The organism is Parabacteroides sp. PFB2-10 (genome assembly GCF_029893085.1).
In the GTDB taxonomy this organism is placed as follows: Bacteria; Bacteroidota; Bacteroidia; order Bacteroidales; family Tannerellaceae; genus QVMG01.
Genome location: NZ_JARXWI010000003.1, coordinates 205,690 through 220,580, shown reverse-complemented (window position 1 = coordinate 220,580; position 14,891 = coordinate 205,690). Strand labels below are relative to the sequence as shown.

Here is a 14,891-nt window from a genome sequence, read left to right as displayed (position 1 = left end):
GTTTTTGACAAAATGTAAGTTTCGCTTAGCGAAGCGTAAAGTAAAATTGACTTGAAAGAATACTTTAAAAAATAATATAATATGAAACAAACAACTATTTCTTTAGTTCTGTGTGTGTTTTTCTCCCTTTTGTGTTTTTCTTCCTGCGTGACCAAGGAGAGTGGGAGTAAGAAGGTAACTTATTTTCCGGAAGAAGTATGGCGGGTTGATAGCCTGAATGACTTTCAGGACCCGAACAGCCAGTTCAGTGTGCATCGGATGATTGAAACGCCTAATTTGGTTGCTTTCTGGGAACCGCAATTCGGCGAAAGCCCGGAAACCTGCGAAGACCCCGAATATCGTATTCCGATGACCGATTTGATGGATCAGGCCGAGAAGATGTATGTCTTTTTCCGGGATGAATTGAAGTTTGTAGAAAAAGGCAATTCGCTTTCCGATCAATATCGTTTGATGCTTTATTTCTTTTACAGCGATGAGGGAACGGTTTATGGAGGCGGAACCGACGATAAGGTGGGAGCGATGTGGATCAACCCCAACCGGGTGAAGAAAGGTCCTTACGGAGCCATTGCGCATGAAATGGGTCATGGGTTTCATTATATTATCCGATGCGATAAAGGCATTGTATTCCAGGGCAGCATTCATGAAATGACTTGCCAGTATATGTTATGGCAGTATTATCCGGAATGGATTGTGTTTGAGAATTATCACCTGGTAGGCTTCCTGGAAAAGAACCACCTGGCATTCCTGCATCCTTCCAATATGTATCATTCACCATTTGTGCTGGAATATTGGGCAAGCCTGCATGGAAAGGAAATTATCGGCACACTTTGGAACACAGTGCAAGAGGGCGAAGATCCTGTGATGGCTTACAAACGTCACACAGGTCTGACTCAGGAAGCCTTCAATGATGAGATGCATAAGGGCTATATGCGTTTTATGACCTGGGATATGGAACGTATCCGTGAGGTCTCAGCTCCGTATATCAACCTGCACACGACCAAGTTGGAAACAACTGCAAACGGTTGGTACCAGATTACCAAAGAAAACTGCCCGCAGGATTACGGATACAACGGTATCGAATTGCAAGTACCTGAGGCAAATACCGAAGTTGTGCTTGACTTCAAGGGGATCGTCGGAGCAGAAGGTTTCGATACGGCAAACCCCGAAAAGGCAGGCTGGCGCTATGGTATGATGGCATTGAAGGAAGATGGCGAACGTGTATACAGCGAAACTTATGTAGACAGCGAAGGACAGATGAAGTTTATTGTTCCGGCCAATACAGCCAATCTCTGGTTAGTAGTGATGGGGGCTCCCACGGAACATGCCATGATTGCGATGAGATCTCAGACTCCGATGAACGAATGGCCTTACCAATTCAAACTGACCGGAACACAACCATTGCAGAAATAATCAATAGAGTATATGAAAAAACTATATTTTATTTTGTTAGCAGGGATCGTTGTATCCCTGCTAACATCATTCTCTCCCGGAAAGACCAAACAGGTGAGTTACAATACGCCTTCGGCGGGTAATCCGATTATTCCGGGCTATTTTGCGGATCCGACGATCCGCAAATTTGGTGATACCTATTACCTCTACTGTACGACCGACGGAACAGCCGGAGGCATTGGTCCTTCGCAGGTGTGGACATCCAAAGACTTCGTAAACTGGACGATCCAGCCGATGAACTGGCCGACAACACGCCAGATCTGGGCGCCGGATATCATGCAGGGAGTCGATGGACGTTACTATTTTTATTACAGTCAGGCGTGTAAGATCTATTGTGCGGTGTCGGATAATCCGACCGGTCCCTGGGAGAATATTCTGGGTGCTCCCGAAGCTGTGTTGATTCCCGACCGGTATGTCTCTATGTCGATTACCCTGGATGCGCAGAGCTTTATCGACGACGACGGATCTACCTATCTCTACTGGGGCACCTGGGGTATCTATCCGAATCACGGATGTGGCGTGGGTAAACTGAATCCCGATATGAAAAGCTTTGCTGATACGGCGCTTATTCCCAATACGCAGGCGACCGATTTCTTTGAAGCACCATACGTGTTCAAGCGCAATGGCATCTACTACCTGACCTATTCGTCCGGTTCCTGCCACGACCATACCTACCGGGTGCAGTATGCGACCAGCACGGTGGGTCCGATGGGACCTTATGTGTTTGCCGACAACAACCCCATTCTCGAAACAAATGCCGACGGAACCATTCATGGACCGGGGCATCATAGCATTTTGCAGGAAGGCGATGACTATTATATCCTGTATCATCGCCACAATATCCCGCAATCGACACGGGGATTCCACCGCCAGGTGGCCGCCGATCGCCTGACTTTCGATGCCGAAGGACGTATCAATAAGATACCCGGCAGCCATGAAGGCATAGGCTTTTTGCAGAAAAACAGCAACCCATCTAAAAACCTGGTGTTGGATCGCAAGGTCAAGGTGAATGCCTCTTCGTATTATAATGATTCTTTTAAGCCGGAATATGCGATAGACAATAATAACGCTACCCTCTGGCGTGCGAAGGGACTGCCGGAAACGGGGCAGAAAGAGTGGCTGGAGATCGACCTGGGTAAGATACAGCCTGTTACGCGTATCTGGACACAGTTCGAACATGCGACTATTTTCTACCAGTATATCTACGAAACATCGTTGGACGGAAAAGAGTGGACCACCTTTGCTGACCGACGTGATAACACCTTGGCGGGCAGTCCGATGATCGACCGGGGAGATGTAAAGGCTCGCTACCTGCGGCTTACTTTCACCGGCAACGAACGCAATGGGTATATCCCGGCGGTATGGAACATTCAGGTATTCTCGGAAGGAGAGGATCCTTTTGATAATAACCGGGAGCGATTCAATAAACAGGCTACGGAAGCGGCTCCTCAAAGAGGCGAATTGCTCTTCGAAATCAATGCCGACAGCTATCCGGAAGGAACCATAACCGGGCGGATCACCAACGAAAAGAACCCGAAGCAGGGCTTCAATGCAGAGGCTATGGCAGTGAAGGTCGAAACGTATAAAGGTAAATCAGCCTTTGTGTTTGACGGAATGCAAGATTTCAAATCTGATTTCTCCCTGCCACGTACGATGACGGGGAATCCTCCCTATACCATCTCTTACTGGGTGGCTGTTACTGATCCGAAAGAGAATACCTGTATCATCGACCTCAATGAATCGTGGGGCGAACTACATAAGATTGCCGTGGGCTATGGAACCGACAAGCGGGGCGGGATCACTATTCATAACGGCTGGTATGAGGATCTGGGACTGGATGAAATGCCTCCTGCGGGCGAATGGACACATATCGTCGTTACCTTCGACGGGTATATGGAAAAGTTGTATATCAATGGCTCTCTGGTAAAAGAAAAAGATATTTTATTGGTGGTGGCCGATTGCGATGTGTTAACTTTGGGCTGTAAACATAGTGGGGAGCTTCCTTTCAGCGGCTATCTGCATTCATTGAAAGTCTATGATACGGTGATGGATGAGGCAACAATTAAAAACAATTTATAATAACTACTCAACATGAAGAAAGCAATTTTTTCTTTATTATTCGTTTCTTTAGCTTTAGGAACGAACGCGCAACAAAAGTCGGGAGGATATCCGATGGATCCGGTGCCCTTTACTTCGGTGAAGGTGACCGACAGCTTCTGGGGACAACGGCTGAAAGCAAGTCGGGATGTGACCATTCCACTGGCATTCAGTAAATGCGAAGAGACCGGACGGTATGAAAACTTTGTGAAAGCAGCCAATCCGAGTGTCGATTATAAGGTGGAAGGCTATTCCTTCGACGACACTGATGTCTACAAGACCATCGAAGGAGCTAGCTACTCTATGCAGACCTATCCGGACAAGAAATTAGAAAAATACATCGACAGTGTCCTGAATATTGTCGCTAAAGCACAAGAACCCGACGGCTATCTCTTTACCGCTCGCACCATGAACCCTGCTCATCCGCATGAATGGGCCGGAAGCAAACGTTGGGAAAAGGTAGAAGACCTCAGCCATGAGTTCTATAACCTGGGACACATGATCGAAGGAGCTATCGCGCATTATCAGGCTACCGGCAAACGGAAATTCTTAGATATTGCCATCAAATATGCCGATTGCGTGGAAAGAGAGATCGGCGATGCGCCCGGTAAAGAGGTGAAAGTGCCCGGACATCAGATTGCCGAGATGGCATTAGCCAAGCTTTACCTGGTGACCGGACAGAAGAAATACCTCGACCTGGCTAAGTTCTTTTTAGATAAACGAGGGTATACCGAACGCCGCGATGAATACAGCCAGGCGCATAAGCCGGTATTGCAACAGGATGAGGCCGTAGGCCATGCCGTACGTGCTGCGTATATGTATTCAGGGATCGCTGATGTGGCGGCTCTTACCGGCGATGCAGAATATATTCAGGCGATCGACCGGATATGGGACAATGTGGTGACCAAGAAGCTCTATATCACCGGTGGTATCGGCGCAACAAATAGTGGTGAAGCATTTGGCAAGAACTATGAATTGCCTAATATGTCGGCCTATTGTGAAACCTGCGCGGCCATTGGTAATGTGTATTGGAATCATCGTTTGTTCCTGCTGCATGGCGAATCGAAATACTACGATGTGTTGGAACGGACGCTTTATAACGGACTGATCTCCGGTGTATCGCTGGATGGCGGTGGTTTCTTCTATCCGAATCCTCTCGAGTCGATTGGCCAGCATCAGCGTCAGCCTTGGTTTGGTTGTGCCTGTTGCCCGTCGAACATTGCCCGTTTCATCCCCTCTTTGCCGGGTTATGTGTATGCGGTGAAAGACAAAGATGTGTATATGAACCTGTTTATGGGCAATACCTCTGAACTGACTGTCGGAGGGAAAAAGGTAACGATTGTGCAGGAAACCTCTTATCCCTGGAACGGCGACGTGCAGGTGAAAGTGACTCCGCGCAGCAAACAGGAGTTTGCCCTGAAGATCCGCGTGCCGGGTTGGGTACAGGGTGATGTGGTACCGAGCAAACTTTATACCTATTCAGACCGCAAACAGCTGGGCTATAGCGTTAAAGTGAACGGTGAGGTTGTAGAAAGCGCTTTAGATAATGGCTATTTCACCATCTCCCGCCAGTGGAAGAAAGGCGATGTGGTGGAGATCCATTTTGATATGGAACCCAGAACCGTGAAGGCTCATTCTTTGGTTGAGGCCGATAAAGGACGGGTATCTGTTGAACGCGGCCCGATTGTGTATTGTGCGGAATGGCCTGATAATGACTTTAGCGTACGTAGTGTTTTCCTGAACCGCAAACCGCAGTTCACCGTAGAAAGTAAACCGGAACTATTGTGTGGCATCAACCAATTGAAGACACTCGCGCAAACCCTGAGCTTCGACGAGAAAGGACGCCTGCAGGCCAAAGATGTGACTCTTACCTTGATCCCTTATTATGCCTGGGCACACCGGGGAACTGGCGAGATGACGGTTTGGTTGCCGCAGGAACTGAGTGCGACACGTCCGGTTATGCCGCCGACGATCACCAGCGATGCCAAGATAACAGCTTCCCACCCGGCGAGTTCGCTTTCTGCAATCAACGACGGCCTGCTCCCGAAAGATGAAACCGACCGTTCGGCTCCTTACTATCATTGGTGGCCAAAAGAAGGAACTACCGAGTGGATTGCCTATGAGTTTGCCACCCCTCAAAAGGTATCATCTTCGTCTATCTTCTGGTTCGATGACGGTCCTTGGGGCGGATGCCGTGTGCCGAAGAATTGGGAACTGTTCTATCAGGACGCTTCCGGCAACTGGACACCGGTGAAAAATACAACGGAATACGGAACACTAAAGGGTGAAAACAATGAGGTTCGTTTCGAACCGGTTACGACTAAAGCGCTGAAACTCGAAGTTCAGCTTCCGGAAAAGAATGCTGCGGGCTTATTTGAATGGAGCGTTGAATAAAATGAAAACAAGAATTATAATCGCATTAGGGTTGCTGGCTTTGTCCGGCAACCTTTTGCATGCCCAAGGCACAGCCGAAGATTATGCGCGGGCTTATGCGCTTTCTGAAAAGTATAACGGTTTGGTATTGAATGCCTCCGTTACGCCTAACTGGATTGCAAACCATCGCTTCTGGTATGCACAGGAGGTGCCGGGAGGTAGAAAATATGTCTTGGTAGACGCGGATAAGCGGACTATTGCTGAGATGCCGGATACGATGCGGCAACGATTAGTCAACGATCAGCGTGGCCGTTTTCGCCCCAGCGGAGGACGTTATTGGGGTGAGCGCGACGAACAGCGTACGGCTGATTCGATCGCTTCTCCCGATGGGAAATACAAGGCATTTATAAAGAATAGTAATGTGTATGTACGGGAAGTGGCTACCGGAAATGAAAAAGCGCTTAGCTGCGACGGAGCTTCCGGCGAATACTATTCGGTTTACATCCGCTGGTCGCCCGACTCGAAGAAGGTCGCTACGACTAAGATCCGCCCTGCCGAAAAGCAGTATTTCTATTTCGTGGAATCATCGCCGAAAGACCAATTGCAACCCAAATTGCATCAGCGGGAATATGCCAAACCGGGTGATGCATTGCCGTTTGCTGTTCCGCATATCTTCCATGTGGAATCGGGTGTCGCCCTGACCCCTTCGACCGAACTATTCTCCTCTCAATACGATTTAAACCGATTAAGCTGGAACCAAGACAGTAAAGCGATTACTTTTGAATACAATCAACGCGGGCATCAGGTCTACCGGGTCTTGGAAATGTCGGCTGAAACAGCCGTCGTTCGCCCTATCGTAGAAGAAACCAGTGATACCTTCGTGAACTACAGCCGTTATTTCCGCCACGATATGCCAGATGGTAAAGAGATGATCTGGATGAGTGAACGGGATAACTGGAATCATCTTTACCTGATCGACAAACTATCGGGTAAGGTGAAACACCAGATCACCAAGGGTGAATGGTATGTGCGCGACATCGTGGAAGTGGATGAAAAGAATCGGGTGATCTATTTCTCAGCCAATGGCATGGTGAAAGGGGAAGATCCCTATCTGGTGCGCTATTACCGGATCAATATGGATGGCTCGAAATTGACCTGCCTGACACCGGATGAGGGCACGCATACCGCTCGCTTCTCGCCTGATATGAAGTATTTGGTCGATACCTGGTCGAAGGTTGATCAGGCACCGACCACCGTATTACGTTCGGCAAAAGACGGCAAATTATTGATGGAACTGGAAAAAGCCGACCTGACGGCGCTTAAAGCAGCCGGTTGGATCGCGCCCGAGCCATTCGTGGCCAAAGGACGCGATGGCGAAACCGACATATGGGGTGTGATCTGTCGTCCGAGCAATTTCGATCCGTCGAAGAAATATCCGGTGATCGAATATATCTACGCCGGGCCGGGTAGTGCCTATACGCCGAAAGCATTCCGCACTTTCCATTGGAGCCTGCAACAGATCGCCGAGTTAGGCTTTATCGTGGTGCAATGCGATGGTATGGGTACCTCTTTCCGCAGTAAGGCTTTCGAAAGCGTATGTTATAAGAACCTCAAAGACGCCGGCTTCCCCGATCGAAAACTTTGGATGAAGGCAGCCGCCGAGAAATATCCATATATGGACATCGAACGGGTAGGTATATTCGGTTCGTCGGCCGGTGGACAGGAGGCAATGGCAGCGGTATTGTTCCATCCCGAGTTCTACAAAGCTGCCTATTCGGCCTGCGGATGTCACGACAACCGTATGGATAAGATTTGGTGGAACGAACAATGGATGGGCTATCCGGTCGATAGTAGCTACATCGAATGCAGCAACGTAGAAAATGCTCACCTACTCACCCGTCCGCTTATGCTGATGGTCGGTGAAATGGACGATAATGTCGATCCGGCTTCCACCATGCAGGTAGTGAATGCGTTGATCAAAGCGAAGAAAGATTTCGAACTGGTAGTCGTTCCGGGTATGAACCACTCCATGGGAGGCGAATATGGCGACCGCAAACGCTTCGATTTCTTTGTAAAACATCTGTTAGGTGTGACGCCTCCGGCGTGGAATAATTAATCAACATACGATTTATTTGATATAAGGAAAAGGATACTTCCCGAGGAGGTATCCTTTTTCATTTCGTCAAAATACAGTATTCTTTCGTTCTTTCCGCAGCAGGAAGTCGACGGTTTGAGAATTGTTTGTATATTTAGTGCGAACATACTTAAAGATAGAAAGCCATGGGAAAGAAGAATTTCGTGTTAGACACCAATGTGATTCTGCATGATTACAAAAGTATTGATAACTTTGAGGAGAATGATATCTATCTGCCGATTGTCGTACTCGAGGAGTTAGACCGTTTTAAACGGGGAAGCGATCAGATCAACTATAATGCCCGGGAGTTTGTGCGTGAGCTGGATGCCCTGACCAGTAATGACCTTTTTCTGAAAGGAGCCTCTCTGGGGCCGGGAAGGGGACATCTGTATGTGGTGACCGAAGAGAAAGTGATGGAGCATGTTTCCCTCTCTTTCCCCGAACGGACGGCCGACAACCGCATCCTTTCCTGTACCTCCATGATTGCCAAAACGAAGCCGAAGATGGAAACGATCCTGGTGACCAAGGATATCAATCTTCGTATGAAGGCAAGAGCCTTGGGCATCAAGGTGGAGGACTATATCAACGACAAGGTGGTCAATGTCGATATCTTTGAACGTGCTCAGGATACATACGATAATATTGATCCGGATCTGATCGATAAACTATATGCTTCGCCGGATGGAATCGATGCGGATCTATTGGACATTAATTCCAAACTCGAGCCGAACGATTGTTTTATACTGAAGAGTGTTCGTAATTCGGTGCTGGCACGTAATAATCCTTTTACCGGGAAGATTCAACGGGTAGAGAAGGGTAACAATTATGGTATACAGCCTCGTAATGCGGAGCAGAGCTTTGCGTTTGAAGTGTTGAATGATCCCGAAGTGACGCTGGTGGGTATTACCGGGAAAGCTGGTACGGGAAAGACCCTGTTGGCCATGGCCTCCGCCCTGAAACAGGCTAACCAGTACAAACAGATATTGCTTGCCCGTCCGATTGTTTCGCTGGCGAATAAAGATATTGGTTTCCTGCCGGGTGACGAAAAGCAGAAGGTGGCTCCTTATATGCAACCGTTGTTTGATAATTTGAATGTGATCAAAGCGCAATTTGCTCCGGGAAGCAAAGAGGTGAAACTGATCGACGATATGCAAAAAGAGAATAAATTAGTGGTGGAGGCCTTGGCTTTTATCCGCGGGCGCAGCTTATCGGAAACATTCTGTATTGTCGACGAAGCGCAGAACCTGACGCCGCACGAGATAAAAACCATTATCACCCGTGCCGGCGAAGGAACCAAAATGGTCTTTACCGGCGATATCCAGCAGATCGACTCGCCTTACCTCGATGCCCAGAGCAACGGCCTGGCCTATATGGTCGATAAGATGAAAGGACAGGATATCTTTGCTCATATCAACCTGATCAAAGGCGAACGAAGCCAATTGGCCGAGATGGCAGCGAATTTGTTGTAAAGGTTGATAGTCAGAGTAATTAAGAAGTAGTATAATATAAAAGGTCGGCACCGGGATGATCCGGGATGCCGACCTTTTTGGTAGAAAAGCAACGACTCAGCTTTTCGCTTACTTCAAATACTCTGCCAGACTTTGTGGCAGATAGAAGGTTTCGTTGGCATCCACGTAGACGATCACCGAGTTGAGGCAGATCTCATCCTGCGCTTTACGACCTGACTTCACAATATTAGAGAAGGGTGTGATGGTCAGTTGCTTGTTGCGGTTCTTCTTGTTTTTGACCACCAGGGTGGGGGAGCCTTTCTCTTCCGTGGAAGGGATTAGTTCGCAGGTAAAGTCTTTAAACACCTCCGTATGGCGGGCAAAGATCTGGTTGGTCAGATCGTCCAGATGTCCGATGCCTACCGCTTCACACATATAATGGTTCAGGTCGACGTTTGTGCGTCTGCCCATAGGTGGAGTTCCTTTCGGGTGGTAAGCGGCAAGGAATACCTCTTCACCTGTATGCCCGCCGGTGGTAAAACCAAAACAGGTTTTCGTTGTGATCAATTTAGACATGAAAGAGCTTAATGATCCGCTGTAAAGTGAAGGTTCGATTCCTTCTGATGAACGTTCGCTTTCCGGAATCGGACTGTTCTTATAGTCTTTCACATGATTCAGGGCATTCAATTCCTTTTCGGAAAGTTCGAATCCGGCATAGGTACGGAAGATTTGCTGTACCTCTTTGTTTGGTTTGCTGTTGACCATTTTGGTCAATCCCTCCGCCGTCAGTTTCACTTGTGCAAGATTATGGAAAAGCTGCTCTTTGGTCAGTTTGTCGTAGCCACCGCAATCGCGTCTGCCTAAGCTGAATCCGCTGTTCCCGTGGTCGGGCACGATAATCACCAATGTTTCGCCATCTTTCTTGGCAAAATCCAACGCCGCTCCACAGGCTTTGTCGAACGCCAGGAAATCCGTATACATACCCACCGGGTCGTTGGCATGAGCTGCCCAGTCAACCTTGCTGCCTTCGACCATCAGGAAGAAGCCGTTTTCGTTGCGCGAAAGTTTCTCGATAGCCGTACGGGTCATCTCTTCGATAGAGGGTTGTTCCTCCGGATTGCGGTCGATGTCGTACGCCATTTCGCTGTCGCCATAAAGAGCCCACATCTTATTATGTTTGTCGGCACGCATACCCGCCAGGTTGTTTCTGTACACATGGTAGTCGTTCTCCGTCAGGTACGCCTCCATATCGTTTGACAAGATAGATACACCACCTCCGATCACCACGTCCAGATCGTTATGCACCATCTGCGGGGCAATCCAATGATAATTGCCGCGACGGTAGCTATGCGCTGAGCAATCGGCAGGAGTCGCATGCGGGAACTCGCAGGTAAACACCAGCCCGGTCGCTTTGTTTTGCAGTATCTTCATCGCTTCCAAAACGGTTGCCAGCGGCTGATAGGCACGTTCCGGATCCATCGGGAAGATGTCGTTGTCGCCATCGGCTACCGGATAGGTCGACACATATCCCGTACGGCTCGGATAACCGGTCATATAACAGGAGGTTGTCGGTGCGGAGTCGCCGATAGGGGCGTTGGATGAAAAGGTGCTAACCGTTCCGCATAGGTAAGGATCGATATGTAAATCAGGCTGATCCGGGTTCGCATACCATTGTAGCCAGCGTGATACGGACACAACAGGCAGCGAGCATCCGTCGGGAATCAGGACGATCAGGTTCTTTACGGGTTTTACCTCTTCCGTTTGAGTTGCTTGTGCCGGCCACAGGATGATTGTCAGCAAAAGCGAGAAAATGATTGTTCTTTTCATGATATATAATGAATATAAATTGTTTGATAATGATTGATTAATCCAGTCGGATGATCTCTTCCTCAAAGATCGTCAGCTTTTCGATGCCTGTTTCCGTCACTAAGAAGCTGTTTTCGATGCCTACCGCTCCGATGCCCGGCAAGACAAACTTAGGTTCTAAGGCGAATACCATAGCGGGTTCCAATACTTCTTTGGAGCGGGGAGTGAGTACCGGCAATTCATTGATCTGAATGCCTATGCCGTGTCCGACAAACTTCGCCTGCTGTTTGGTGCCCATGAAACAGTCGCCTAAACCGGCTTTTTCGGCAATCTCCAGGGAGAGATTGTACATCTCAGCACAGGAGGTGCCCGGACGACTGATATTTGTTACTGCCTCTTGTATCTCCAACGCTACCTGATGGGCACGATAAGCCTCTTCCGGTAGCTTACCTACCGAGAAGACACGGGTCATGTCGGTAATATAAGGCGTGTAGTTGCCAGCCATATCGACCATCACGGCCGTACCTTCTTTCAATAGGGTGCCATTGGCGCCGATAGGCAGTGAACTGTTCACGCCTCCGCCTCCCAGGGCAAAGTCGAATGGCGAGGGGGTTTCAGCATTATCCCCTGCCAACAGGCTTCCCATAAAGATGTCCATATTGGCGCCAAATGCCCGGAAGAGTCCCATGGAACCGTTCTTACGCATCCGCTTTTCAATCTCATACTGCAGCTCTATATCGGTCATGCCCGGGCGAAAACATCCGGTGATCTCCGAATAGGTCAGTATATGCTGACGGGCGGAAAGACGGAATTGTTCTATCTCCCAGGGCGTTTTCACACTACGCGTTTGCCGAAGCAGGGCGGTGGCATTGCCTGTCTCCTCCGGTTTGAAGGCGGCCGCCAGGCGCATATATTCGTTATAGGCGAGTTCGTCGCCTTCTAAGAGCAATTTTTTAGGCAGGGGAATCTGATGTTCAGCAAACAGTTCGGGCATTTGTTCGGGTTTGCGAATGTAATGAACTTGGTCGCCGGTCAGTCCGTTTGGTCGCTTGACAAAAAGCCAGGGATCGCCTTCCGCCGGCAGATAGAAATAGCCGCTGTAAACGCGTCCTGCCACATAATACAGGTTCACATCCACACTCAACAGGCATCCGTCTGCCCCTGTTTTACTCATATTCTCTTGCAATCGCCTCCATTTCAGTTGGAGGTCTTTTCTGATATCTTCTTGTATCATCATCTTTTAGGCGTACTTTTTATTTGCAACATCAAAGGTACGAAAAAATGAAGAATTACAGATAAATCGCTGTGTCGGATAATTGGGCAACCTCTTCGGGGTTGTGTGATGTAAAGAGCAGAGTTTGTTGCCACAGGTTTTCTTTTTCCCGGATGCGTTCGATAATCCGTTGTGTCAACGATTCGTCTAAACCTTTAAAGGGTTCGTCTAAGAAAAGGAAAGGGGAGGGGTATATCAAGGCGCGGGCAAGGGCTATGCGTTGTTGTTGCCCGTAGCTTAGCTCCGTGGGGCGCTGCGATTCAAACTCTTCCATCTCGGTCAGACGAAGCAGTTCGCGCGCCTTTTCATAGGCAATCTCCTGCGAAGCCAAACGAGCCAGGGGCAGTGCGATGTTATCGAGGGCAGAAAGATGAGGCAACAGTTCCGGTTCCTGAAACAGGGAAGCAATGCCTTGCCGGCGATCGATCGTAATGGTGCCGGTCGTAGGCATAAGGGTGCCGTTGATCAATTTCAACAGGGTGGTCTTCCCGGCGCCCGAAGGGGCGGAAATAGCATATTTCTTTCCTGCTTCGAACGTATAGGAAAAGTCGTGAATGCCAAAATGGTAAGAGACCTGATCCAATAGAACGGGAAGCCCTTTCGGCCTGTTATCGATCAGCGGATCCCGCATCTCCTTTTTCCGGGAGAGGAAAATAACCGAGGGCTGGTAACTATTTGCGCGGCTGATCAACCGATCGGTCAGAAAGCTAAGCCCGATCGCGATCACGGTCCAGGCAATCAGTTCGGGCACGGAGATAAACACCTGCGCCTGTTTCATCTCGCTACCAATGCCATAACTGCATTGCGAGAGCACCTCACCCATAATGATCGCGCGCCAACCGAAGCCGGCAGCCGAAGCCAGTCCGCTGTAGAGGAAAGGTTTTATCTGCGGATAGATGATCTGAGTGAAATGATTCCGTCTGTTCAGGCGAAACTGATGAGAGAAAACCTTCCATTCCGGACGCATCTGGCTAATCCCCTTTGTGAGGTTTTCCGTCAATAGGGGAAACATGGTCAGGAAGCCTATCAGGAGCGGAATGCTTTCCGCATGCAAAAAAATAAGCGCCAGCAGAATAAACGAGATCACCGGAATCGACCGCATGATCGCGAGTAGTGGGCGAAACAGTTCCTGTAACCACTCTACCCGTGTGAAGACAAAGGCGAATCCTGCGGCAGCCCCGAAAGAGAGAAGCATACCGATTACGCCCCGCCCGATGGTCGCTCCCAGCGAGATATAGAAGGAGGGGGTGGTAAAGAGATGCCAGATAGAAACAGCCAGGCGATCGATCGAAGGAAAGAAAAGCGGCTGGTTCACGATCATAGCCGTCACCTGCCAGATCAACAATAAGAGAAGGATAGAGAGATACGGGGCATATTTCTTTTTCATGGCGTTACTGGTAGAATGAGTTATCGGGCAGTTTGTTACCCAATGCTTTGGGTTCGTATTGATAGATGATCCGAAGAAAAGCCTCGGTCTCTTCGCGTATGGCTGCAATCGGCAGGTAGTCGATCCGGCAACGTTCGATGCTCTCTTCCGTTAATAGGCCGGGAGGAAATATGCCCTCTTTCTCCAAAATAGCGATGGCAGCGGTCGGTTTCTGGCGGGCATAATGGCAAGTAGCAGCCAATAAACTATCGATCACGCTCCGTTTTTCTTGCAACGAACTCCGAAAAAGTACGGCTGTTTCTGCAAAACCCGGTGAATCTCCCGAAGGATTATTCAGGTCGGCAAGCAACTTCAATTCCGGTTTCTCGCGTAGGACATAACTGACAAAAGGCTCTGCCAGTACGGCCGCTTCGGCTTTCCCTGCCAATAGGGCGAGGGTCACCTCGGAAGCGGTCGTCAGTGTATAGTTCAAGCGATAGGGGAGCGCCTGCTTTTCCAGGTAATAACGCGCGAGAATATCCGGCGTAGTACCCGAACCAAACAGATGTAACTGACGGGCATCCGGAAGGCCAACTAAGTAGAGATTGCCCCAAATGGGACAGCCGGCCAATTGGTAGTCGATACCTTTATTATAAAGATTGGCGGCACTGATCATGGGAACGACCGCCAGATCGGTTTCCCGGCGGATGAGTAACGCCTGTACCTGCTGTGGAGAATCGGCCACTTCCACGACCACTTTCCGCCCGTCGATCACCGGTGGCTGTTCGATCCATCCGGCAAAAGCAATGGCAGAAGGGCCGCGAAGTATCGTAACCCGTAGACTGCTCTCCTGTTTCTTCCCTCCGCATCCGGTCAATAGTAGGACGATAAAGAGAAGTATGCCCGGATAAATCATTTGACGTTTCATGGGTGTAAAGGTAAAGA

Annotated in this window: 9 protein-coding genes; 5 read left to right on the top strand and 4 right to left on the bottom strand. The window is 49.2% G+C overall.

Going from position 1 to position 14,891, the window contains the following annotated elements; genetic code table 11:
* Positions 1–81 precede the first annotated feature (81 nt).
* The 5 genes from M2137_RS04160 to M2137_RS04140 all read left to right on the top strand — a co-directional run bounded on the left by M2137_RS04160 (position 82) and on the right by M2137_RS04140 (position 9,522).
* Positions 82–1,410, top strand: coding sequence for a DUF6055 domain-containing protein (locus M2137_RS04160; RefSeq protein ID WP_280765198.1), 1,329 nt, complete (start codon positions 82–84; stop codon positions 1,408–1,410).
* A 12-nt stretch (positions 1,411–1,422) separates the two neighbouring features.
* Positions 1,423–3,528 (top strand): family 43 glycosylhydrolase, encoded by a 2,106-nt coding sequence (locus M2137_RS04155; protein WP_280765197.1) that lies wholly within the window; start codon positions 1,423–1,425, stop codon positions 3,526–3,528.
* Positions 3,529–3,540: 12 nt separating this feature from the next.
* Positions 3,541–5,940: a glycoside hydrolase family 127 protein gene (locus M2137_RS04150; protein WP_280765196.1), complete on the top strand. Its 2,400-nt coding sequence runs from the start codon at positions 3,541–3,543 to the stop codon at positions 5,938–5,940.
* 1 nt (position 5,941) lies between these two features.
* Positions 5,942–8,035, top strand: coding sequence for a S9 family peptidase (locus M2137_RS04145; RefSeq protein WP_280765195.1), 2,094 nt, complete (start codon positions 5,942–5,944; stop codon positions 8,033–8,035).
* Between the two features lie 164 nt (positions 8,036–8,199).
* Positions 8,200–9,522, top strand: a complete 1,323-nt coding sequence (locus tag M2137_RS04140; RefSeq protein ID WP_280765194.1) for a PhoH family protein — start codon at positions 8,200–8,202, stop codon at positions 9,520–9,522.
* Positions 9,523–9,630: 108 nt separating this feature from the next.
* Here M2137_RS04140 and M2137_RS04135 read toward each other — a convergent pair whose 3' ends face one another.
* The 4 genes from M2137_RS04135 to M2137_RS04120 are packed head-to-tail and all read right to left on the bottom strand — an operon-like array spanning position 9,631 to position 14,874.
* Complete coding sequence (locus tag M2137_RS04135; RefSeq protein ID WP_280765193.1) at positions 9,631–11,328, bottom strand: alkaline phosphatase; 1,698 nt, start codon at positions 11,326–11,328, stop codon at positions 9,631–9,633.
* 37 nt (positions 11,329–11,365) lie between these two features.
* Positions 11,366–12,541, bottom strand: a complete 1,176-nt coding sequence (locus tag M2137_RS04130) for a Xaa-Pro peptidase family protein (RefSeq protein WP_280765267.1) — start codon at positions 12,539–12,541, stop codon at positions 11,366–11,368.
* Positions 12,542–12,596: 55 nt separating this feature from the next.
* Positions 12,597–13,967 (bottom strand): ATP-binding cassette domain-containing protein, encoded by a 1,371-nt coding sequence (locus tag M2137_RS04125; protein WP_280765192.1) that lies wholly within the window; start codon positions 13,965–13,967, stop codon positions 12,597–12,599.
* Between the two features lie 4 nt (positions 13,968–13,971).
* Positions 13,972–14,874, bottom strand: coding sequence for an ABC transporter substrate-binding protein (locus M2137_RS04120; protein ID WP_280765191.1), 903 nt, complete (start codon positions 14,872–14,874; stop codon positions 13,972–13,974).
* Positions 14,875–14,891 lie beyond the last annotated feature (17 nt).

Coding starts and splice junctions, on each gene's coding strand:
- M2137_RS04150 (WP_280765196.1), top strand. CDS start 3,541: ATGAAGAAAGCAATTTTTTCTTTATTATTCGTTTCTTTAGCTTTAGGA.
- M2137_RS04155 (WP_280765197.1), top strand. CDS start 1,423: ATGAAAAAACTATATTTTATTTTGTTAGCAGGGATCGTTGTATCCCTG.
- M2137_RS04125 (WP_280765192.1), bottom strand. CDS start 13,967: ATGAAAAAGAAATATGCCCCGTATCTCTCTATCCTTCTCTTATTGTTG.
- M2137_RS04140 (WP_280765194.1), top strand. CDS start 8,200: ATGGGAAAGAAGAATTTCGTGTTAGACACCAATGTGATTCTGCATGAT.
- M2137_RS04120 (WP_280765191.1), bottom strand. CDS start 14,874: ATGAAACGTCAAATGATTTATCCGGGCATACTTCTCTTTATCGTCCTA.
- M2137_RS04145 (WP_280765195.1), top strand. CDS start 5,942: ATGAAAACAAGAATTATAATCGCATTAGGGTTGCTGGCTTTGTCCGGC.
- M2137_RS04130 (WP_280765267.1), bottom strand. CDS start 12,541: ATGATACAAGAAGATATCAGAAAAGACCTCCAACTGAAATGGAGGCGA.
- M2137_RS04135 (WP_280765193.1), bottom strand. CDS start 11,328: ATGAAAAGAACAATCATTTTCTCGCTTTTGCTGACAATCATCCTGTGG.
- M2137_RS04160 (WP_280765198.1), top strand. CDS start 82: ATGAAACAAACAACTATTTCTTTAGTTCTGTGTGTGTTTTTCTCCCTT.